The organism is Microbacterium testaceum, assembly GCF_006539145.1.
GTDB lineage: Bacteria > Actinomycetota > Actinomycetes > Actinomycetales > Microbacteriaceae > Microbacterium > Microbacterium testaceum.
In genome coordinates this window covers 72,987-95,016 of the sequence record NZ_BJML01000005.1, presented here as the reverse complement: position 1 = coordinate 95,016, position 22,030 = coordinate 72,987, and the positions used below count along the sequence as shown (strand labels likewise).

Below are 22,030 nucleotides of genomic sequence, written 5' to 3'. Positions count from 1 at the left end.
ACATGACCGCGCGACGCGTCCGACCTGGCATCCCCCATCCCCCTTGCAGCGCCCCCGCCCCACCGTACGAAGGAGTACACGTGATCCGCCCCCGCCAGAATCTCGATCGAGTGACCGCTTCCGCGGCGCTCGCCGCCCTGGTGATCTCCGGCCTCGCCGCCGGAGCAGCCGCACCCGCCAACGCCGCGACCGTCGATGTCATCGGCGTCGACTTCAGCCAGCCGACCGGCGCCGTCAAGGGAGGCGCGTCGGGGATGCTCTACGGCCTCTCCGATGACGGCGTGCCCACCGACCCGATCATCGCCGGCGCCAGCCCCAAGAACCTCACGCAGAAGGCACCGCACGGCGCGCAACACCCCAATGGTGATCCCCTCGAGGTCGAGGACGCGTTCTTCGAGAACGGGGGCCAGTACCTGATGACCAACATCCAGGACTATTACCCCGACTGGGCCTACAACGGCGGCAAGCGTCCGTCCGACTTCTCCACCTACCTCGACATCGTCCGCACGGTGGTCAAGAGCGTCGTCGACGAGTCCGACCACCCCGAGAAGTACGTCTTCACGCCGTTCAACGAGCCCGACGGGGGCAACTGGTACAGCGACTGGAACTCGATGAAGGACGTGTACCTCCAGGATTGGAAGGCCGTCTACCAGGCCATCAAGGAGGTCTACCCCGACGCGAAGATCGCCGGCAACGGCGATACCGGCTGGCAGCCCACGCGTACGCGCGACTTCCTCGCCTTCGCGAAGGCCAACGACGTGCTGCCCGACCTGTTCACGTGGCACGAGCTCGGTCGTGGAAGCCTGCAGTATTTCCGTCAGCACCTGGCGGAGTACCGACAGATCGAGAGCGACCTCGGTGTCTCACCGCGACCCGTCAATATCACCGAGTACGCCATGCGCCGCGACATGTCGGTTCCCGGGAACCTCGTCCAGTGGCTCGCGATGTTCGAGGACGAGAAGGTCGATGCACAGACGGCCTACTGGACCTACGCCGGAAACTTGAACGACAACATGGCCAAGACCAACGGCGCGAACGGCGCGTGGTGGCTGCTGAAATGGTACGGCGACCTCTCGGGCCAGACCGTTTCGGTCACGCCTCCCGCGTTGAACGCTCCCGACACCCTGCAGGGCATCGGCGCCGTGGACACCGCGAAGAAGCAGGCCACGGTGCTGTTCGGCGGGACGAACGACGCCACCCGCCTCGACGTGTCGGGACTTGATCCTGCCGTCTTCGGCACGACCGTCGACATCCAGGTCCGCAAGGCCGAATGGTCGGGTCAGGAGGGCGAGGCTCAGGCGCCGCCCGTGGTCGTCACGAAGAGGGTCGCGGTCGGCGGCACGATCGAGATCGATGTGCCGAGCGACAACCGGTTGGACGCTTACCAGGCTGTCATCACCCCCGCCTTGCCGGTCGCCCCGGTCTCCGACAGCACCTGGTCCGCGACGATCGAGGCCGAGAACACGACACTGCGCGACGTCGAGGTATACGAGAAGGACCCAGCCGCGGACTGGACATTCTCCGCATCCGGCGGTTTCGATGTCGGCTCGACGAACCAGGTCACCTCCTCGCTGACGTGGACCGTCGACGTGCCCACGACCGGCACGTACCGCTTCGGTGCGATCGCCGGTGTCAACGGCAGCAAGATCGGCCCGGGCTCGCACGCTCTGTTCGTCGACGGTCAGCAGGCCGCCACGATCGACTACGAGGCGGGCTTCGACTGGGGCTACCGCGGTCGCGGCGAAACCCTCGTCTCCCTCAGCCAGGGCCGTCATGAGCTCTCTGTGCGCATGAGCGCCGACGGCACGACGTTGCTCCCCGGCTCCGACATCTCGCTCGACCGCTTCGACCTGACGCGCATCGACGGACCCGAGACCACGAGCTATCCAGCCGTGCTCTCACGCACCGACGCGCCGCTGGACTACGGCAAGGGCGCGGCGATGTTGAGCGGCGACAAGAGCGCCACGTTCTTCGCCTCCGCGCGGGAGACGGGTTACTACGACGTCGCGGTGCGCTACTCCACGACCGGAGCCGCCGATCTCGGCCTGCGTCTGAACGACCGCACGATCACCGGGCTCGGCGCCGACGCGGCGGGCACCTGGACGTCGACGGCACGGGTGCACCTCGCCGAAGGCATCAGCGAGCTGCGTCTGGCGTCGTCCCAGGGGGCGGCCGTGCAGTCCGTCACAGTCACCCGGGCCACCGACGGCGACGCGGCGGGCGTGCAGGTCGAGGCGGAGGACTCCTCGCAGATCACCCTGCACGGTGCAGCCCGCCTCGAGACTCCGGGAGCGCCGACCAACGTCTCGGGCCAGCATCTGGGGTGGCTCGGCGGCGGAGCCGACAACTACGCAACCCTCACGCGTCCCCGCGGACTCGGCGCGGGGCAGTACGACCTGACGGTGCGGTATGCCAACGCCGACAAGAACACCGGACATGCGTACAACACCGACGTCATCACCCGCTTCCTCGACATCAGCGAGGACGGGGGCGCGACCACGCGCGGTGCGTTCCGCAACAACTACTCGTGGAACGGGTTCTGGACGCACACTGTTCCCATCGACCTGACCACGGCGGGCGGCGCATTGCGCCTGGGCAACACGACCGGCAACGCTCCGAACATCGATTGGCTCGTGTTGTCACCCCTGGTGACCAAGACCACCAATGCACCCGACGCGGTCCGGACGGCCGACGCCACGTCATCCCGTGGGGAGGGTGCGGGCAAGAACTGATTTCTCACGCTCACAACTGAGGACGGGTGGGGACGGCAAACCGTTCCCCACCCGTCCTCTCGTCGGGAGCACCCCGTTCCTCCTCGACAGGCCGGCTTATCGGTGCGCGCGCCGCGCCGGGTGCCCGCGTCAGCCGATCAGGCTCGGCTGCAGGTCGCGCAGGGTGCGGTGGTGCGTCATGCGGGTCACGCCGATCGCCGCGACCAGCACGCCGCCGACCATCCACGCACCCAGCACCAGCAGGTCCTGACCGACCCTCGAGACGTCTCCGCCGTACATGACCTGGCGCATGGCATCCACCACGTATCCCATGGGCAGCACGTGGTGCAGCGCCGCGAGGGGGCCGGGCAGGGTCTGCCACGGGAAGGTGCCACCGGCGGTGACGAGCTGGAGCACCATCAGCACGAGACCGAGGAACTGACCCACCGACCCGAGCCACACGTTCAGCGCGAGGACGATGGCCGCGTACGTCGCCGACGCGAAGATCAGGATGCCGAGAGCGGCCCACGGATTCGCGAACGAGAACTGCAGCGCGAACGCCAGGATCGTGAAGAGCCCCACCATCTGCAGGGCCCCCAGGCCCGCGGGCGTGAGCCACCCGGCGAGCGTGACGCGGAAGGGCGAACGCAGCGCCGTCACGGCGCGCTTGGACACCGGCTTGACGATGAGGAACAGTGCGTAGATGCCGATCCATCCGGCCAGCGCGGCGAAGAACGGGGCCAGCCCCGCACCGTAGTTCTGCGCCTTCGTGACCGAGCTCGTGCCCACGGCGACGGGGTCCGAGATGGCCGACGCCTGCGCCTGGCGCGTGGAGTCGTCGGAGTCGGGGATCTGCTGGACCCCCGCGCTGAGACCGTCGCGGAGCTGGGTGGCGCCGGTCGAGAGCTGCCCGATGCCGTCATCCAGCTGGGTCGCTCCGTCGCGCAGCTGCGCGGATCCGTCGCGGAGCTGGGAGGCACCGGATGCCGCGGTGGCGGCGCCCTCGGCGAGGGCCGATGCGCCATCGGCCGCGGTGGCGGCGCCGGTGGCCAGGGCGGCGCTTCCCGAGGCGACCTGGCGGGCGCCGTCGTCGAGCTGATCGATCTGCTTCACCGTGTCCTGGACGCGCGCGTTGGCGGTGGTGAGGCGCTCGCCCACGGGGTCGAGGCGCGAGAGGATCTCGTCGATGCGGGTCTGGTCGAGTCCGGCGTCGGCCAGGGCCTTCGCGATGTCCGTTCGGGCCTGCGGCAGCTGTGACGCCGCGTCGCCCGCGACCGAGCCCACCTGACGGGCCGCGGCGTCGAGACGGTCGACTCCACCGGCGACCTGCTGGGCGCCGTCGGCCACGCGGGCCGAGCCGTCGCGGAGTTGAGCGGTTCCGTCGCGCAGTTGGTTCGCGCCGGAGGACAGCTGGGCGTTGCCGTCGGCCAGTTTCGCCGCGCCATCAGCCAGGGTGGTCGACCCGGTCGAGAGCTGCGACGACCCGTTCTTCGCGGTCGCGAGACCGTCGACGAGCTGGGTCGCCCCGTCCGTGGCATCCACGAGCTTCACGCGGATGGTGTGCAGGGCATCGAGGAGCGAGCGACCCGCCTCATCGACGACCTTCTTCGCCACCGACTCCTGGATCTTCGCCACCGCCTGCGTGCCGATCGTCGAGGCGAGGTAGTTGTTCGCGTCGTTGGTGCGCAGCTCGATGTCGGCCTGGCGAGGAGAGCTGCTCGACAGCGTCGCCACGGCTTCGGAGAAGTCGGTCGGCAGGGTGACGATGAAGTCGAAGTCGCCCGCCTGCAGACCGGCGTCGGCCTGGTCGGACGAGACCCGGTGCCACTCGAAGGTGTCGCTGTCGAGCAGCTGCTCGGCGGCTTCATCGCCGAGGTTGCGGTGCTGACCGTTCACGTCCGCGCCCTGGTCGTCGACCACGAGAGCGACCGGCACGCTCGAAAGGTTGCCGTACGGGTCCTGGTTGGCCCAGAGGTACAGACCGCCGTACAGGATCGGCACGGCGAGCAGCGCGATCAACGCGATCACCGACATGCGCGTCGAGGTGAGGCGGCGCAGCTCCGCCGTGATCATCTGCGGGATCTTCATCGGGCGGCCTCCACCGTCTCGTCGAGGGCGTCGATCATGGTCTTCGAGGCGTGGCCCGCGACCACGAGCACGGCGTACCCGCGCTCGGCGAACTCCTCGGCGATACGCCACCAGGCGAGCGGTTCGCCGCCGTGGCGGTCTGGGGCGACCAGGACGAGCCCCTCGACGTCTTTGCGCAGGGCTGCGAGTTCGAGCAGCAGGCGCACCCGGGCTGCGGGCTCGACGTTGCCGATGGCCACGTTCGCGAGCGACTCGAGCCCGATGCCCTCGAGCCAGCGCGCGGCGGAGAACGGATTCGGGGCGTGGCCGGCGAACATCAGCTCCTCGGCGACGACCCCGGTGACGGTGACGTTCGACTCGGGTTCCGAGACCACGGGGGCATCGACGAGCGCGACCCGGCGGCGGATGCCCGAGGAGTCGGAGCGACCGTCGAGGGTCACGGTGCCGCTGTCGACCTTCATGCGACCGGATGCCACGAGGCCCAGCACCGTGGGGCGTTGCTCGGTCTCGGCGACGACCAGGGTCGCGCGGCCGGTCTCATACGAGGTCGACGTCTCCGGCAGGGCACTGTGCGCACGGCCCTTCGCGACGGCGTTCAGGACGATTCTCACTGCGCCTCCAGGTCGGGGTGCTGTTCCAGCAGGGCGCGCGCCTCGGTCCACGACAGACCCGCGATGCCCAGGACCGCGCACACCGCGATCGAGCGGGCCGTCGACGAGCCGGCATCCACTCGCGCGACGACCATGCGGCCGGTCTCTTCGAGCAGGCGGGCGAGGGTCGGCGCGGGAAGGTCCGTCCGCAGCTCTCCCGCTTCTTGCCCGCGGCGCACGATCTGGTCGATGCGGCGGCGGAGCGGGGCGAGAGCGTCGGAGGTCTCGGCGAGGTGCGCGTCGTCGAGGGCGAGCGCGGCGGCGGCCTGCACGTGGGCGGCTTCGCGCCAGAGCTCGGATGCCAGTCGGGCGAGCGCGACGCGGGAGTCGGCGTCGTCGACGCGATCGGCGATGGCGTTGAAGCGGGTCGCTCCGGCGGCGATGACCTCGCGCACGATGGCGTTGCGGTCGTCGAAGTGCCCGTACAGGGCGCGGCGCGAGAGGCCGGCGCGACGGGCGATCGTGTCGATCGAGGCGCGCGGGTCGTGGCCGATGGCGGCCGTGGCGGCGTCGAGGATGCCGGCGCGGTTCTCGACGGCGTCGCGGCGGGTGGGGATGGTCACGGGTCGAGTGTACTCTGAAAGTGCACATGTGTGTGCAACTTAGTTGGTGAGCTTCTGCGAGGATGGCGCGGTGCGTCGATCCCCCCTCCCTCTCCTGACCGTCTCCCTTCTCGCCACGGGACTCGCCGGGTGCACCGCCGATGCTCCGACTGATCTCCCGACGAAGAAGTTCACGAAATCGATGAGCGCGCTCCGCATCGACGCTCGCGAGACCAGCGATGATCTGGTCGCGGCATTCGGCGAGATCCGCTTCGATCAACCCGTCGACGTCGACGTCGAGCAGTGCGCGGGCGAGGAAGCGGGCATCGGTCGCTGGCACTGGAGTCGCGTCTTCGGCGCCACCGATCCCGTTTCGACGATCGCGGGCCTTCGGGACTCCTCCGCCGGTTCCGCCTCGGTGACGACGGGCGCGCCGGGGGACGTGGAGATGACGCCGGGCAGGAGCGTGACCGCCCAGCTGCCGTGGACGCTCATCCGCGACGACGCCGGGTCGTACCTCCTCCAAGCCCAGGAGGGGCCGGAGGGGATCGTCTCGATCACCGTCTTCAGCGCTTGCGGCGTCCTCTAATCAGAGCGAGGGGAACACACGAGAGCCCGCGGTGCCGAAGGGGCGCCGCGGGCTCTCGTCGAGGTGGTTTGGTCAGTCGGTGCCGGCGTCGAACGCGGCGGCTTCGCCAGCGGCATCCGTCGCCTCGGCCAGACGCTCGCCCGCCGCGTCGAGCGGGGCCGCCGGCTCGGTGATGCCCTGCGCGCCGCCCGCCGCGACATCACCCACGAGCTCGCCCGTGGGGCCGCCGAGCAGACCCATCGCGGCGTACTGCTCGAGACGCGCGCGCGAGTCGGCGATGTCGAGGTTGCGCATGGTGAGCTGCCCGATGCGGTCGACCGGACCGAAGGCGGCATCGCCGACGCGCTCCATCGACAGCTTCTCGGGCGAGTACGACATGCCGGATGCCACGGTGTCGAGGATCGTGTAGTCCTCGCCGCGGCGCAGGCGCACGGTGACCGAACCGGTGATGGTCGAACCGACCCACTTCTGGATCGACTCGCGCAGCATGAGCGACTGCGGCTCGAGCCAGCGGCCCTCGTACATGAGGCGACCGAGGCGACGACCCTGCTCGTGGTAGGTGGCGAGGGTGTCTTCGTTCAGGATGCTGTTGACCAGACGCTCGTAGGTCAGGAACAGCAACGCCATGCCGGGGGCTTCGTAGATGCCGCGCGACTTTGCCTCGATGATGCGGTTCTCGATCTGGTCGCTCATGCCCAGGCCGTGGCGGCCGCCGATGGTGTTCGCCTCGCGCACGAGCTCGACCGGGTCGGCGAAGCGCGTTCCGTTGATGGCGACGGGCCGACCGGCCTCGAACTCGACGGTGACGTCTTCGGTCTCGATCTCGACCGCGGGGTCCCAGAAGCGCACGCCCATGATGGGCTCGACGATCTCGAGCGAGACGTCGAGGTGCTCGAGGGTCTTGGCCTCGTGTGTGGCGCCCCAGATGTTGGCATCCGTCGAATAGGCCTTCTCGACGCTGTCGCGGTAGGGGAAGTCGTGAGCGACGAGCCACTCGCTCATCTCTTTGCGGCCGCCGAGCTCGGTGACGAAGTCGGCGTCGAGCCACGGCTTGTAGATGCGCAGGGCAGGGTTGGCGAGCAGGCCGTAGCGGTAGAACCGCTCGATGTCGTTGCCCTTGTAGGTGGAGCCGTCGCCCCAGATGTCGACACCGTCTTCTTTCATCGCGCGCACGAGCAGCGTGCCCGTGACGGCGCGACCGAGCGGCGTGGTGTTGAAGTACGTGCGTCCGCCCGAGCGGATGTGGAAGGCACCGCACGCAAGGGCGACGAAGCCCTCTTCGACCAGTGCCGTCTTGCAGTCGACGAGGCGCGAGACCTCGGCACCGTACTGCGTGGCGCGGCCGGGGATCGACGCGATGTCGTCTTCGTCGTACTGGCCGAGATCGCCGGTGTACGTGCAGGGGACGGCGCCCTTGTCGCGCATCCACGCGACGGCCACCGAGGTGTCGAGACCACCCGAGAAGGCGATGCCGACGCGCTCGCCGACGGGAAGGGACTGCAAGACCTTGGACATGCCCTCGATTCTAGAGCGGAGGGATGCCGTGCCCCGACGTGTGGCCGTGCGACGTGGTCGTCGGTCAGGTCATGGCGTCTCACCACGCGCCGCCGGTACGGTGTGACCGTGAAGACCCCCCGCGACCCGGGAGTGCGGTCCCGCACGGCCCGTGTCATCCTGACCTCTCTCGCCGTCCTCGCGGTCGGCTACACGGTTCTGGCTCAACTGCTCGCGATCGTCCCGGTGTCGTGGACCATGTGGCTCCTCCAGACGGAGGTGACGCAGTTCGTCGTTCTCGTGATCGGGCTGTTCCGCGACACGCTCGGCATCTGGAACCTCGTCGTCGCGGTCGTCGGTCTCGTCTGCGCGGTCCTCCTCTGGAGGCCGCGGCGCGGCATCCGGCACCTCCCGTTCTGGTTGACCGTCGGCGGGACCGCGGGCACGGTCGGTGTCGTCACCAGCACGGCGCTGCTGGTCGCCTCGATCGGCTCGCTCGGGGTCGGGGTGAGCCCGCTGCTTCCCGCGCTGCCGTTCACCGGTCTCGGCAGTGGCCCGAGCCGCACGGTCACGCTGGGCACGGCGGACACGACCACGCTCCAGGCCGATCTGTACCTGCCCTCGGGCACAGCCCCCCAGGCGGGGTGGCCCGTCGTGGTCTCGATCCACGGTGGCGGGTTCTCGACCGGCACCCGCGGGCCGAACGCGTACACGGGCTTTCTTCCCGAGCACGGTTACGCCGTCCTCGACGTCGACTACCGTCTCGCCTCGTCGACCTTTCACGCGTGGGACACGCAGGTCACCGACATCGGATGCTCTCTCGCCTGGATCGCCGACGACGGACGAGCAGAAGACCTCGATCCCGACCGCATCGCCACGCTGGGACTGTCGTCGGGCGGCAACCTCGCCGTCAACGCGGCGTACATGTCGGCGGACCGCACCCTCACGTCGAGTTGCTCCCCGTCGGGAACCCCGCTGCCCACCGTGCGCGCCGTGATCGCGGGGTACCCCGCGGTCGATCTGACGGGAATCGGGGATGCCACCGCGATCGCCCGCCAGGTCGAGCAGTGGTACATCGGAGGCACTCCCGCCCAGTACTCCGACCGCTACCGCTTCACCGACTCGGCGAACCACATCACGGCGGACTCCCCGCCCACCCTGATCTACCAGGGCACCCGCGACCACCTCGTGCTCGCCGATCGCACCCGCGGCTTCGTCGACCTGCTGACCGAACGCGGCATCGTGAACCGTTACGTCGAGTACCCGGGCATGGAGCACGGCGCCGGCGACACCAACGGCACACTGACCGCTGCCGCCGACGCGAGCCGGCAGCTCGCGCTCGACTGGCTGCAGCGCCACGACGGCTGACGAGGCCGCCGCGCGAGAGCATCGGCGCGCGACCGGCGGAGCACTCGAACAGTGCGGTCCGCGCCTCAGGTGCGGATGACCTCTACGCCTCCGCGCGCCGCTCGGGTCAGCGCCGTCGACTCGACGCGATCGGTGGTCACGATCGTGTCGAAGTCCCCGAGGGAGGCGATGCGGTAGGAACCGCTGCCGGGGAACTTCGACGTGTTCGCGACCAAGATGGAGCGGTCGGCGGCTTCGCGCATGCGGCCCTTGATGGTGGCCTCGTGGGTCAGATCGGTCACCACGGCGCCCTCGTTCTTCACTCCGGTGCTGCTGATGACCGCGATGTCGGCGTGCACGCGCCCCAGAGCCTGCTCGGTGAAGGGGCCGATGAGCGTTCGTGTCTTGCCGCCGACCATGCCGCCGAGGAGCACGAGGCTCGCCACGTCGTCGTCGCCCAGGGCGTCGAGCACGGCGAGGCTGTTGGTGATCACGGTCACCGGCCGACCGCGGAGGTGTCGAGCCAGACGCCGGGTGGTGATCCCGATGTCGAGCAGCACGACCTGACCGTCGACGATGAGGTCGGCGGTGGCTCGGGCGAGGGCTTCCTTCTCGCGCGTGTCGTCGTCGAGCTCCCCGTCCTGGCCCGATTCGGGCGTCCGGGCGATGGTCGCACCGCCGTGCACCCGCCGCAGATGCGCGCGCTGTTCGAGGCGCTCCAGATCTCGACGGATCGTCGTGCCGCTCACGCCGAGCAGACGCGACAGTTCGTCCACGGTGACGCTTCCGACGGCTTCGAGGCGTTCGACGATCGCCGCCTCGCGTTGATGGGTCAGCACGGCCGCTCCTTCAGGGGTCGAACTCAGGCTGGGGGTGCTCACTTTCGCTCAGATTAACGCTCATTGAACGGCTGCAGGCGCTCATTTGAAACATCCAGTCAGGGCTTCGCCGCAAATGAGCGCGCGAGTTAGCGTGACACCGTCGTCCTCGCGCCGCACGGGACGACGCACCCGAACCCCCTTCCTCTCACAGGAGAACCCCGTGAAAAGTCCTCGCCTGATCGCCTCCCTCGCCGCCGTCGCGGCCGTCGGGCTCGCCCTGGCCGGCTGCAGCCAGAGCGGCTCGAACGGCTCGTCGTCCGACGGGTCCGACAAGACCCTCACCGTCTTCCTCAGCGCCGACACCAACATCCAGGACCTCTGGCAGAAGACGCTCATCCCCGCGTTCGAGAAGGACAACCCCGGCTACACGGTCAAGGTCGACTTCGACCTGCACGGCGCACACGACCAGCAGACCGTGGCCAAGCTCACCGCAGCGACGGTGCAGCACCAGGACCCCGGCTACGACCTCGTCGACGCCGGCTTCGTGACCCAGGTCGCGGCATCCGGTCTACTCACCCCCGTGACCGCCGACCAGGTGCCCGCGCTCTCCGACGTACCCGCAGCTCTCGTGCAGGCCGGCGGCAACGGCGGCGTGCCCTACCGGGGGTCGAGCGTCGTGCTCGCCTACGACACCAAGACGGTCGCCACCCCGCCGAAGACCCTCGCCGACCTGCTCGCGTGGATCACGGCCAACCCCGGTCGCTTCACCTACTGCGCGCCCAGCACGGGCGGCAGCGGCGCCTCGTTCGTGACGACCGTGCTCGACCAGAGCATCTCGGCGGCCGACCGCACGAAGCTCGCCACCGAGGCCGCCCCCGACCTCGAGAGCGACTGGAGCACCGGGTTCGCCACCCTCGCCGGCCTGAACCCCTCGGTGTACCAGAAGGGCGTCTACCCCAACGGCAACAGCCAGGTGCTCGACCTGCTCTCGAGCGGGCAGATCTCGATGGCGCCCGTGTGGAGCGATCAGTTCGTGACCGGCGTGAAGAACGGCCAGATCCCCTCGAACATCGCCTACACCCAGATCTCGGACCCCTCGTTCACCGGCGGCGCCAGCTACCTCGGCATCCCCGCGGCGTCGCCGCGTCAGGCCGATGCCGAGAAGCTGCTCTCGTGGGTGCTCTCGCCCACGGCCCAGGCGCTCGTCGCCGACAGCATCTCGGGCTACCCGGTGATCTCGCTCGACAAGCTGCCGGCATCGGTGCAGTCCACGTTCAAGGACGCCGACATCGCGAACCTGCGCCCCGGCTACTTCTCGGCCAACGCGGCCGACATGAACAAGGCGTGGGCCCAGAAGGTCCCCGGCAAGTGATGACCGCCGCCACCGCACCGCGGGTGGCGCGCCCCGCCGTCCGTCGAGCCCACCCGGCTCGGCGGGCGGCGGCGGCCGGCTTCCTGCTCGCGCTCCCCCCGGTGCTCGTGATCGCCCTGTTCGTGGGCGTGCCGGTGGTGACGGCGCTCGCGTTCAGCGTCGGGTTCACCGGCGGCCTCAACACGGTCATCGCCGCGGTGGGGCAGAACGTCCACCGCGCCGACGGCGCCGTGCCCACGCTCGCCGCCTACGGCGACGTGTTCGGCGCCGACGACTTCTGGCAGAACCTCGGCCTGACGCTCGGCGTCACCCTGGCCAGCACCGCGATCGTGCTCGTGCTCGCCGCCGGCATCGGTCTCTTCCTGCGCCTGCGCGGCGGGTTCCTGGCGCGGCTGCTCTCGGCGGTCGCGATCGTGCCGCTGTTCATCCCCGTCGTCATCGCGTCGTGGGCGATCCTGACCTTCTACTCGGCCGACGGCTTCCTGACCAGCCTGTTCGCGGCGGTCGGCCTCGATGCGCCGGTGTGGGCGTTCACCCCGGTCGCCGTCGTCATCGGCTCGGCGTGGACGTCTCTGCCCTTCGCCGTGCTCATGATCACGTCGGGTCTGCAGTCGATCCCGGATGCCATGATCGAGGCGGCCCGCGACGCCGGTGCGGGAACGGTCCGCATCGTGCGGACCATCCTCGTGCCGATGAGCGCGGTGCCCATCGTCATCGCCGTGACGTTCACCGCGATCGGGGTGATCGGCTCGTACACCGTGCCGTACTTCACCGGCCCCAATGCGCCGACGATGCTCGGGGTGGCGCTGGCGAACTCGTTCACGTCGTACAACGAGCCGCAGCAGTCGATCGTCATGGCCTTCGTCGTGTTCGCCGCGGCATCCGGGATCGGCGCACTGTACGTGTGGGCCAACTTCCGCACCGCTCGTCGCGAGGGGAGGGCCTGATGCCCCGGGCGCTCGCCACGGCCCTGCGCACCTCGGCCGCCGTGCTGTTCGCCGTCGTCCTGCTGGTCTTCGTGCTGGGGCCGCTCGTCTGGCTCGGCGCCCACGCCTTCGCCGACACGTGGACCTATCCGCACCTGCTGCCGGACTCGTGGACGCTGCGCTGGTGGTCGACCGTGCTGACCGACCCGCAGCTCGCGTCGTCGATCCAGAGCTCCCTCGCCATCACCCCGATCGTGGTCGTGGTCGCGGCGGTCGTCTGCCTGCCGGCGGCCTACGCGTTCGCGCGATTCGAGTTCCCCGGGCGGCGAGTGTTCCTGATCGGTCTGTTCGCCACGAACGCGTTCCCCAAGATGGGGCTGTTCGCCACCCTCGCCTCGCTGTACTACGCGCTCGGGCTGATGAACACGGTGGCGGGCGTGGTGATCGTGCAGCTGCTCGGAACGATCGTCTTCATGACGTGGATTCCCGCGGCCGCCTTCGCCTCGGTGCCCCGCTCGCTCGAAGAGGCGGCGCGCGACGCGGGCGCGTCCCGCGTGCGCGTCTTCCTCACCATCACCCTGCGGCTGGCCCTCCCCGGCATCCTGGTGGGCTGCGTGATGGCCTTCCTCGCCGCCTTCGACGAAGCCCAGGGCACCTACCTGGTCGGCGCCCCCGACATCGTGACGATGCCCACCGAGATGTACTCCCTCGTCCTCAACTTCCCCAAGCAGGTCGCCGCGGTGTTCTCGATCCTGCTCGCCATTCCCTCGGTGGTGCTCCTGCTCGCCGTGCGCAAGCACGTCATGGGCGGTCAGCTCGCCGAAGGATTCCAGCTCAAATGAAGGAGCATGCTGTGACCATCGCGGCCGATCCGACCTCGCTCTCGCCGTCGCCGGCGGGTTCGTCCGACCCCTCCGCGGGGCTCCGCCTGCGCTCTCTGCGCAAGACCCTGGGCGGGCGGACCATCATCGACGACCTCGACCTCACCGTGCAGCCGGGCGAGCTCGTGTCCCTGCTCGGTCCCTCGGGATGCGGCAAGACGACGACTCTGCGCATGATCGCCGGCTTTCTCGCCCCCGACGCGGGCGGCATCGAGATGGCGGGCCGCGACGTGACCCGGCTCGGGCCCGACAAGAGGCCGAGCGCGATGGTGTTCCAGAACTACGCCCTCTGGCCGCACATGACCGTGGCCAAGAACGTGGCCTACCCGCTGCGTCTGCGTCGCCTCCCGCGCGCCGAGATCGCCGAGCGGGTCGACGCCGTGCTGCAGCTGGTGAACCTGCTGCACCACCGCGACTCGCGCCCGCCGCGCATCTCGGGCGGCGAGCAGCAGCGCGTCGCCCTGGCCCGCGCGCTCGTGCAGGAGCCCGAGGTGCTGCTGCTCGACGAGCCGCTCAGCAACCTCGACGCGAAGCTGCGGGTCAGGGTGCGCGAAGAGATCCGCGACCTGCAGCAGAGGCTCGGCATCACCACGGTCGTCGTGACGCACGACCAGGAGGAGGCCCTGTCGATCTCGGATCGCGTGGCCGTGATGAACGCGGGTCGCGTCGAGCAGTTCAGCGCTCCCGGCGAGCTCTACCGGCGGCCCGAGACAGAGTTCGTGGCGACGTTCATCGGCTCGATGAACCGCCTCGAGGGCGGGTTCGACGGGACGCGCCTCGTTCCGGGCGCCGATGTCGTCGGCATCCGCCCCGAAGACGTCGTCTTCACGCTCGATCCCCGGCCCGGTGCCGTGCCGGCGCGCGTGGAGCGGGTCGTTCCGCACGGGCACTTCCACCGGGTGCGCCTGCGCCGCGAGGACGCGACCCTCGACGCCTTCGTTCCGGGGGAGCCGCCCACGGTGGGGACCAGCGGATACGCCTCGATCGCCTCGGCCCTGGTGTATCGCGACGGCCGTCTCGTCGATGCGGTGTCACGATGACGGCACGCGTCTCGCGCGCCTGCGCCCACAGGGGGGACTCCGGCAGCCTGTGCGAGAACACCCTGCCGGCGATGCGCTCGGCGCTCGCCAAAGGCGCGGCCGTCGTCGAGATCGATGTGCGTCTCACCGCCGACGGCGACGTGGTCGTCCTGCACGACGCCACGTTGGATCGGCTCTGGGGCGACCCGCGCGAGATCGAGGACGTTCGTACCGTCGAGCTCGTCGCCTTCGGCGACGCCGATCACCGGCCGCCCCTCCTCGCCGAGGTTCTGCCGTTGTTCGCCGACACCGAGAGTCGTCTGGTGATCGACATGGATGCCGCCCGCCCGGCCGCCGCGGCCCACGCGGTCGTCGCGGCCTCGGGCGTCGTCGTCGACTGGTGCGGTCATCTCGAGGCCATGCGCGTCCTCCGTCAGCTGGACGCGGACGCGCGCATCTGGCTGCCGTGGGCGCACGAGCAGCCCCCGGTGTCACTCGACCTGGAGGAGTTGTCGCCGGTGCTGATCAACGCGCCGTTTGCCGTGGTCGACGATCGGTTCGTGAACGCCGTCCACGACCTGGGCCTGCCGGTCACCGCGTGGACGATCGACGACGAGAGCGACCTCGTCCGGGCGATCGAGCTCGGGATCGACACCATCACCACCAATCGCCTCGATCGATTGCAGGCGATGATCGCCACGCGATCGGCATCCGCAACGAAGGAGCAGAGCAGATGACCCCGACAGATCTATCCGCGGCCCGCGAACTGGCGGTGGACCTCGCGCGATGGGCGATCGACGAGACGCGCGCGTACCGGGTGACGGCGGTGCACGCCAAGGCGCATCCGGCCGACCTCGTCACCGAGCTCGATCGCGCGATCGAGAGGCGAGTGCGCGAGGTCGTGCTCGATCGCTTTCCCGACCACGCGTTCGTCGGGGAGGAGTACGGGGGCAGTGCGAGAACCGGTGTTCCGACCTGGTACCTGGATCCCGTCGATGGAACCACCAATCTCGCCAACGGCGTTCCCTGGACGGCCTTCTCGCTCGCGCTCGCCGTCGACGATCAGCCACTCGTCGGCGTCGTTGCGGAGCCCTGGCAGAACGCGGTGTTCGATGCGGTCGCCGGGCAGGGCGCTCGACGCGACGGCATCCCGTTGCACCTGCCGGAGCGCGCGGGGCTGCGCGGGGGAGTGGTCGGCACCGAGCTGGCGGGCCACGAGCCCTGGCCCGGGATGGACGGCGTCGCGCTCTCGCTCACGGCGGCGTTCTGCACGCTGCGCGTCATGGGCTCGGGAACGTTGACGCTCCTCGGGCCGGCCGCGGGCCGCGGGTGCGCCGCGCTGGTGCACCGGTTCAGCCCGATCGATCACCTCGCCGCGGTGCTCATCGCCCACGAGGCCGGGGCGGAGGTGCGCGATGAAGACGGTCGCCGATCGCTCTTCCCCCGCCGCGGCGGTGTGCTCGTGGCATCCGGGCTCGTCGCCGACGAGATGTCTGCGGTGTGGTCGCGGGCTCTCGCCCGGTCGGCGTCGGATGCTCGCGCCGCGATCAGCCGATCGTGACGCCGGTGATCGTGACCGGAGTCGCCGGAGCGCCGTCGGCCGCGCCGCCGGCCGTGCCCGCCGCGGCGACCTTCTTGACGACCTCGAGTCCCTCCGGCGACATGGTGCCGAAGACCGTGTAGTTCGGCTGCAGCTTCGTGTCGGCGTAGACGAGGAAGAACTGCGAACCGTTCGTGCCGGGGCCCGCGTTGGCCATCGCGACGGTGCCCGCGGGGTAGGTCTCACTGCCGTCGAGCTCGTCGTCGAAGCGGTAGCCGGGGCCGCCGCGGCCCGTGCCGGTCGGGTCGCCGCACTGCAGGACGAAGATGCCCTGCGTGGTGAGGCGATGGCACTCGGTGTTGGTGAAGTACTGCTGCTGCGCGAGAGAGACGAAGCTCTCGACCGTGCACGGGGTGCGCTCACCGTTCAGGGTGATCGGAATGGCGCCGGCGGAGGTCTCGAGGGTCGCTTCGATCTTTCCGGTGGGGCGCTCCGTGCCCGCGGCCGGCGGGGTGACGTCCGCGGACGGCTGGCCCGATGTCGGGTAGGAGCAGTCGCCCGAAGCGGCGCTCGAGCTTGAGGCACTCGCCGCGGGGGCGGGAGCGGACGTGGTGCCTCCGGCGCAGCCGGCGAGCAGAAGCAGGGCGGAGGCGGCGAGGGCCGCGGAGATCAGTCGAGTGCGCACGCCTCCAGGGTAGGGCGTCGACCTCGACCCGTCAGTGCAGGGGCTGCTTCTGGTGCGCCGGGTCGATCGGCATCCGGATGCCGCGTGCCCGACCGATCGCGACGACACCGAGGGCGAGGGCGATGATGGCCACGGCGATGACGACGATGTAGACCGCGACACTGCCCCACCCGCCGGTGTTCGGATCGAGGAAGGGGTAGGGGTACCAGAAGGGTGCGCCCGTCGTCGGGTTGGTGATGAGTGGCGCGCGCAGCAGCGTGTAGACGATCCAGGCGATGGGGAAGATCGCCGCCGCGAACGCCGCCGACCAGGGCAGTCGCCGTCGCGTGGGTCCGAGGACCACGTCGAGGAGGAGGAAGAGCGGTCCCCATACGTGCAGGATCTCGTTCGACCAGCCGACCGTCTCGGGCTGCAGGGGGATGCCGCGCAGCAGAAGGTTGTAGACGACGCCGGTGACGATCATGTAGGTCGACGCGAACGCGAGAGCGGTCGCCAGGGCGGGCGGATCGACGTCGATTCGACGACCGCGCGCGAAGAAACGGGCGCCGAGCCAGGCGAGCACGACCGCCGACGAGACGTTGGAGAGGATCGTGAAGAAGCTGAAGAAGTTGGCGACCACCGTCGTGACGTCCCGGCCCCGCGCGGCGGCCTCGGCCGTCGACGACACGAACTGTGCGCCCACCGCGACGAGGACGAGTACGGCCACCGCCACGCGCGCCGTGTTCCATCCGATAGCCCACCCGCGCGATCTCTGCATCGCTCCAGGCTAAGGAGGGCCCGGACGCAGGGGGAGGGGTTGCAGCGGCCCCCGTCCATGAGGTCACGCACCGGCGGTCCGTTCCCGGAAGCCCCCGACGGCGACGCGGAAGGCGTTGCCAATTCGTGATCGGAGAGCGTTGACGAAACATATGACGTATGTTCTATGCTAGCGTACGGTCACCCGACCTCGTCGAAGAAGACAGGAGCTTTCGCAATGCCGCAGCACTTCCCCGGCGCTCGCCGCCGCCTCGCCCTCGCCGGCGGTCTCGCCGTCGTCTCCGCTCTTGCGCTCAGCGCATGCAGCCCCGCCTCGAGCGGCAACGATTCCAGCAGCCCGTACGGCTTCACCGCCGCCGAGCAGGACCCCTCGAGCGCCATCACCGTGTGGGTAGACTCCTCGCGCGAACCCCTCGCCCAGGCTTTCGAGAAGGCCAACCCCGACGTCAAGCTCAACATCGAGACCTACGACGGCGGCTCCGGCGGATCCGGGTCGTTCCAGCAGAAGATCGCGCTGTTCGACCAGTCCGGGGAGGGCTGGCCCGACGTGGTGTTCTCGACGCAGCAGAACGACACCTCCTGGGCATCCAAAGAGAACAACGGCGTTCAGGCCTTCGCGGCGCCGCTGAACAAGGGCCTCATGGACCAGAGTTTCCTCGACGGTTTCACCACGGGCGCACTCGGACCCATGACCGTCGACGACACGGTCTACGGCCTGCGTAACGACCTCGCACCGGTGGTGTTCTGGTACAACAAGACGCTCTTCGACCAGTTCGGCTACACGATCCCCACCACGTGGGAGGACTACAAGACGCTCAGCGACAAGGTCGCCGCCGAGCACCCCGGCTACATCCTCGGCTCGGTGGGCGACTCCTTCCAGGCGCCCTACGTGTACTACTGGGGTGGTGAGGCGCCGATCTTCCAGGCGTCGGGCGACACGTTCACCTCGAACTTCTCCGACCCGAACTCCGAGAAGGTCACCGACCTCATCGACCACATGCTCGCCAACAAGACGCTCGTCACCGACAGCGTCTTCGGCGCGGACTTCGTCACCAAGTACAAGGACAAGCTGCTCGGCATCCCCGGTCCGGCCTGGTACTCCGGGGCGTTGTTCCAGAACGACAAGAGCCTGAACTACACCGCCGGAACGGTCGGCGTGGGCCAGGCGCTCAGCTGGTCTGACGGTGAGAAGGTCACCGGCAACGTCGGCGGCGGCGTCTGGTACGGCTCGAGCCACTCGAAGAACCTCGATGCCGTCAAGAAGTTCCTCACCTACGTGACCAGCTCCGACGACGCGGTCAAGCTCGCCTCCGGCCTGCCGGCCTACCAGTCGGCGGCGGACGCGTGGCTCAAGGAGCAGGCGGCCAGCAACTTCTACGTCGGCGACTTCCAGAAGAACATCTCCGGAGCCGCGTCGTCGGTCTGGCAGGGCTGGGGTTACCCGAGCTTCAGCATCGAGGCCGCGTTCTCGAAGGTCGTCCTTCCCGCTATCACGGCGGGCAAGACGGTCGCGAGCGTGACCGACGCGTGGAAGACCGAGATGGACAACCAGGCGCAGGTGCAGGGCTACACGGTCGCCAAGTAAGGGTCCGAATCTCTCCACGGGCTGGCCGCGGCTCGACACCGCCGCGGCCAGCCCTCTCCCGAAACGGAAGTGACCATGCTCTCCCTACGTCGAGCCCAATCGACGTTCGCCTACCTGATGATCGGTGGGTACGTCCTCCTGCTCTTGGCCTTCGGGGTCTTCCCGACCCTCTACGCCGCTTTCCTCGCCTTCACCCGGGACGGCGCGTTCGTGTGGTTCGAGAACTTCCAGCGCGTCGTCGCGGACTATCGCTTCCTTCCCGCGGTCGGCCACGTCGCCGCCTTCGTGGCGATCTGGCTCACGAGCCTCATCATCATCGTCGTGATCCTCGCGGTGATCGTCCACGCGATCCGCGTCCGGTGGCTCTCGTCGGCCGCACGGTTCATCTTCTACATCCCCGGCGCGCTCGCCGGCGCCTCGAGCGTGCTGCTCTGGCTCTTCATGCTCGACCCGACGGTCAGCCCGGTCAGCGGCTTCCTCCGGGCTCTGGGCTTCAATACGTTCGTCGACGTGGTCGGAAATGAGGGGAACCTCCCGATCGTCTTCACCGTCATCGCCTTCTGGGCGGGAGCAGGCGGCTGGATCGTCATCATGTACGGCGCCCTCAACAACATCAGCGTCGAGGTCATGGAGGCCGCGCGCATCGACGGCGCCGGTCCCATCGCCACGGCCTGGCACATTCAGATCCCGCTCCTTCGCAAGTGGATCTCGTACATGGCCGTGATGTCGCTCGCCGCCGGCACGCAGCTCTTCGTCGAGCCGCGCGTGCTGTCGCAGGCCAGCAAGGGCGTCGTCGGTCTCGATTACTCGCTGAACCAGGTGGCCTATCTCTACGCCTTCCGGCAGAACGATTTCAACGGGTCGGCCGCCATCTCGCTGCTCCTGCTCGTCGTCGCCGCCGGACTCGCCGCCTTCTTCGTCTTCCGAGGGGGACTCTTTGAACGCGACTAAGCGCACCGTGACCCCGGCCCGCTTCCTGGGCCCCTCCCTGGTCACCGTCGTCATCCTCTTCTTCGCGGTGGTCTTCGGCCTGCCGATCGTGTGGCTGCTGCTCGCGCCCACGAAGTCGTCGACGGAGTTGACGGGCCAGCCGCCCTTCAGCTTCGGCTCCTTCGCGACGATCGCCGACAACTGGGCACGACTCAGTGAGTTCCAGAACGGTGTCATCTGGCAGTGGACCGGAAACGCCGCGCTGTACACCGGCGTGGCTCTCGTGCTGACGCTCCTGGTGACCATCTCCGCCGGCTATGCCCTCGCCATGACGAAGTTCCGCGGACGCGGGGTGCTGCTGATCATCACCCTCGTCGTCATGCTGATCCCGAACACCGCTCTCGTTCTCCCGGTCTTCCTCGAGATGAGCGCGCTCAAGCTGGTCGGTACCCCCTGGGCGGTGATCCTGCCGTTCTCGTTCTTCCCGTTCGGGGTGTACCTGACGTACATCTACTTCACGACGAGCGTTTCGAAGGATCTGCTGAACGCGGCCCGGATCGACGGGGCCAGCGAGCTCCGCGTCTTCACCGCGGTAGCTCTGCCGCTGGCCACCCCCGTGATCGCGCTCGTGGGGTTCTTCAACCTGGTCGGCAACTGGAACAACTACTTCCTCCCCTTCGTCATGGAGCCCGGTCGAAAAGCCCCCATCCAGGTCGGTCTCGCGGAGTTGCTCTCCAACGTGCCGCTGTTCAACCCGACCTCCGCCGCGTCGGTCACTCTCGACCTGCCGGTCATGGCGTTGGCCACCCTCGTCTCGGTCGCCCCGATCCTGATCGTCTTCCTCTTCTCGCAGAGGTTCCTGGTCGAGGGCATGACGGCCGGCGGGACGAAGGAATAAGCCCGCTTCGCGGGACGAAAGAAGTACACGCATGAAGATCACCGGCTACCGGCTCATCAATACAACCCTCGATTGGGGTCGTCCCGTGGGCGACGTCAACGGCTTCATCGACTCCGGAGTCACGGCCCTCCCGATCGTCGTCGTCGAGACCGACGAGGGCATCGAGGGCATCGGAATGGGCATGCACGACGGCATCCCGCACCTGTTCGAGGCCGTCGAGGGCGAAGATCCCCGTGCGACCTCGGCTCTGTACGACCGCATGATCGCGCGCATGTTCAAGATCGGCCACGGCGGCGCCGTGTTCGGTGGCATCGGAGCGCTCGACAGCGCCTTCTGGGACATCAAGGCGAAGGCCGCCGGCCAGCCGCTCTGGCGACTTCTGGGCGGTCGCGACCGCTTCGTTCCCGGGTACGCCTCGGGCCTGGATATCGCCCTCGACTCCGACGGTCTGACCGCCTATTACGCCGACATGAGCGATCGTGGATTCACGGCCGCGAAGCTCAAGGGCGGACGCGATGTGCGGCTCGACGCCGATCGTCTCGCGCTCACCCGCGATCTCCTCGGCCGCGCGACCGACGAGCCGCTGGTCATGCTCGACGCGAACGAATCATGGAACCTGCCCCAGGCGGTGCGGTACATCCGCCACCTCGAGGAGACCGTCGAACTGTCCTGGATCGAAGAGCCGCTGCGTCGGTGGGACGCACAGGGACTCCGCCGGCTGCGCGACAGCATCGCCCCGGCGGTGGCGACCGGCGAGAACCTCACGGGACTGGAGCAGTACCGTCAGCTCTTCGACGCGCAGGCGGTCGACATCGTGCAGTCCTCGGCGGTGTGGGGCGTCACGCACGCCCTTCGCGTGGCGATCGCCTCGCACGCGAGGGATCTCCCGGTCAGCCCGATCGGCATGACGTCGAACTACGCCGTGGCGAACGTCGCGACGTCGCTGCCGAACCATCTCCTCACCGAGGTCACGACGCCTCGTGCCCCCGAGGGCGTCATCCTGGATTGCGAGATCGCCGACGGCGGACTCGTGCTCGGCGATCAGCCGGGTGGCGGTGTCGCTCTCGACACGGCGGTGCTCGACGGATCGACGGACTTCGTGTGGGGCGGTGCCGGCGGGCCGCATGTGCGCAGCAGCCGCGCAGGGCTGGAACTGGGCGTCCGGCTCCCGCCCCGGGAGCCATCGCCGGAGTAAA

20 protein-coding genes are annotated in these 22,030 nt (G+C 69.0%); 13 read left to right on the top strand and 7 right to left on the bottom strand.

The window, feature by feature from the left end; genetic code table 11:
- The first annotated feature begins 80 nt into the window (after positions 1-80).
- A complete protein-coding gene (locus tag MTE01_RS09105; RefSeq protein WP_246078159.1) occupies positions 81-2,732 on the top strand; it encodes a carbohydrate-binding protein in 2,652 nt (883 codons plus the stop codon).
- A gap of 129 nt (positions 2,733-2,861) precedes the next feature.
- On the opposite strand, the gene MTE01_RS09100 is transcribed toward MTE01_RS09105, so the two are convergent.
- From MTE01_RS09100 to MTE01_RS09090, 3 genes are read right to left on the bottom strand one after another with little or no spacing between them, the layout of a single operon-like run.
- Complete coding sequence (locus MTE01_RS09100) at positions 2,862-4,799, bottom strand: YhgE/Pip domain-containing protein (protein ID WP_103207347.1); 1,938 nt, start codon at positions 4,797-4,799, stop codon at positions 2,862-2,864.
- Positions 4,796-5,410, bottom strand: coding sequence for a hypothetical protein (locus MTE01_RS09095; protein WP_141377009.1), 615 nt, complete (start codon positions 5,408-5,410; stop codon positions 4,796-4,798). Before MTE01_RS09095 ends, MTE01_RS09100 begins: the two co-directional genes overlap by 4 nt.
- Positions 5,407-6,012 carry a TetR/AcrR family transcriptional regulator gene (locus MTE01_RS09090; protein WP_103207342.1) on the bottom strand — a complete coding sequence of 202 codons (606 nt, stop codon included), beginning with the start codon at positions 6,010-6,012 and terminating at the stop codon, positions 5,407-5,409. Before MTE01_RS09090 ends, MTE01_RS09095 begins: the two co-directional genes overlap by 4 nt.
- Positions 6,013-6,082: 70 nt before the next feature.
- On the opposite strand from MTE01_RS09090, the gene MTE01_RS09085 reads away from it, so the two are divergent.
- Positions 6,083-6,580, top strand: coding sequence for a hypothetical protein (locus MTE01_RS09085; RefSeq protein ID WP_103207340.1), 498 nt, complete (start codon positions 6,083-6,085; stop codon positions 6,578-6,580).
- Positions 6,581-6,652: 72 nt separating this feature from the next.
- Here MTE01_RS09085 and argG read toward each other — a convergent pair whose 3' ends face one another.
- Entirely contained in the window at positions 6,653-8,095 is a 1,443-nt protein-coding gene (argG, locus tag MTE01_RS09080; protein WP_141377007.1) for an argininosuccinate synthase, read from the bottom strand.
- Positions 8,096-8,203: 108 nt separating this feature from the next.
- Between argG and MTE01_RS09075 the strand changes: the two genes are divergently transcribed.
- A complete protein-coding gene (locus MTE01_RS09075; protein ID WP_141377004.1) occupies positions 8,204-9,442 on the top strand; it encodes an alpha/beta hydrolase in 1,239 nt (412 codons plus the stop codon).
- Positions 9,443-9,507: 65 nt separating this feature from the next.
- On the opposite strand, the gene MTE01_RS09070 is transcribed toward MTE01_RS09075, so the two are convergent.
- A complete protein-coding gene (locus tag MTE01_RS09070) occupies positions 9,508-10,260 on the bottom strand; it encodes a DeoR/GlpR family DNA-binding transcription regulator (protein WP_246078156.1) in 753 nt (250 codons plus the stop codon).
- Positions 10,261-10,462: 202 nt separating this feature from the next.
- On the opposite strand from MTE01_RS09070, the gene MTE01_RS09065 reads away from it, so the two are divergent.
- The 6 genes from MTE01_RS09065 to MTE01_RS09040 are packed head-to-tail and all read left to right on the top strand — an operon-like array spanning position 10,463 to position 16,001.
- Complete coding sequence (locus MTE01_RS09065) at positions 10,463-11,614, top strand: extracellular solute-binding protein (RefSeq protein WP_141377002.1); 1,152 nt, start codon at positions 10,463-10,465, stop codon at positions 11,612-11,614.
- Complete coding sequence (locus MTE01_RS09060; RefSeq protein ID WP_141377000.1) at positions 11,614-12,561, top strand: ABC transporter permease; 948 nt, start codon at positions 11,614-11,616, stop codon at positions 12,559-12,561. Before MTE01_RS09065 ends, MTE01_RS09060 begins: the two co-directional genes overlap by 1 nt.
- A complete protein-coding gene (locus MTE01_RS09055; RefSeq protein ID WP_141376998.1) occupies positions 12,561-13,382 on the top strand; it encodes an ABC transporter permease in 822 nt (273 codons plus the stop codon). Before MTE01_RS09060 ends, MTE01_RS09055 begins: the two co-directional genes overlap by 1 nt.
- Positions 13,379-14,461, top strand: coding sequence for an ABC transporter ATP-binding protein (locus tag MTE01_RS09050; protein ID WP_141376995.1), 1,083 nt, complete (start codon positions 13,379-13,381; stop codon positions 14,459-14,461). The genes MTE01_RS09055 and MTE01_RS09050 overlap by 4 nt, the downstream gene beginning before the upstream one ends.
- Complete coding sequence (locus tag MTE01_RS09045; RefSeq protein ID WP_141376992.1) at positions 14,458-15,177, top strand: glycerophosphodiester phosphodiesterase; 720 nt, start codon at positions 14,458-14,460, stop codon at positions 15,175-15,177. Before MTE01_RS09050 ends, MTE01_RS09045 begins: the two co-directional genes overlap by 4 nt.
- Positions 15,174-16,001 carry an inositol monophosphatase family protein gene (locus MTE01_RS09040; protein WP_103207318.1) on the top strand — a complete coding sequence of 276 codons (828 nt, stop codon included), beginning with the start codon at positions 15,174-15,176 and terminating at the stop codon, positions 15,999-16,001. The genes MTE01_RS09045 and MTE01_RS09040 overlap by 4 nt, the downstream gene beginning before the upstream one ends.
- On the opposite strand, the gene MTE01_RS09035 is transcribed toward MTE01_RS09040, so the two are convergent.
- Positions 15,988-16,665, bottom strand: coding sequence for a peptidylprolyl isomerase (locus MTE01_RS09035; protein WP_174799669.1), 678 nt, complete (start codon positions 16,663-16,665; stop codon positions 15,988-15,990). The two genes, MTE01_RS09040 and MTE01_RS09035, sit on opposite strands and share 14 nt — an antisense overlap.
- 31 nt (positions 16,666-16,696) lie before the next feature.
- Complete coding sequence (locus tag MTE01_RS09030; RefSeq protein WP_170210667.1) at positions 16,697-17,422, bottom strand: Pr6Pr family membrane protein; 726 nt, start codon at positions 17,420-17,422, stop codon at positions 16,697-16,699.
- A gap of 216 nt (positions 17,423-17,638) precedes the next feature.
- Between MTE01_RS09030 and MTE01_RS09025 the strand changes: the two genes are divergently transcribed.
- The 4 genes from MTE01_RS09025 (at position 17,639) to MTE01_RS09010 (ending at position 22,029) form a co-directional block, all read left to right on the top strand.
- A complete protein-coding gene (locus MTE01_RS09025) occupies positions 17,639-19,006 on the top strand; it encodes an ABC transporter substrate-binding protein (protein ID WP_116239633.1) in 1,368 nt (455 codons plus the stop codon).
- Positions 19,007-19,081: 75 nt separating this feature from the next.
- Positions 19,082-19,957, top strand: coding sequence for a carbohydrate ABC transporter permease (locus tag MTE01_RS09020; RefSeq protein ID WP_103207312.1), 876 nt, complete (start codon positions 19,082-19,084; stop codon positions 19,955-19,957).
- Positions 19,958-19,964: 7 nt separating this feature from the next.
- On the top strand, positions 19,965-20,834 hold the full coding sequence (locus MTE01_RS09015; protein WP_246078153.1) for a carbohydrate ABC transporter permease: 870 nt from the start codon (positions 19,965-19,967) through the stop codon (positions 20,832-20,834).
- A gap of 31 nt (positions 20,835-20,865) precedes the next feature.
- A complete protein-coding gene (locus MTE01_RS09010) occupies positions 20,866-22,029 on the top strand; it encodes a mandelate racemase/muconate lactonizing enzyme family protein (RefSeq protein WP_141376985.1) in 1,164 nt (387 codons plus the stop codon).
- Position 22,030: the final 1 nt, after the last annotated feature.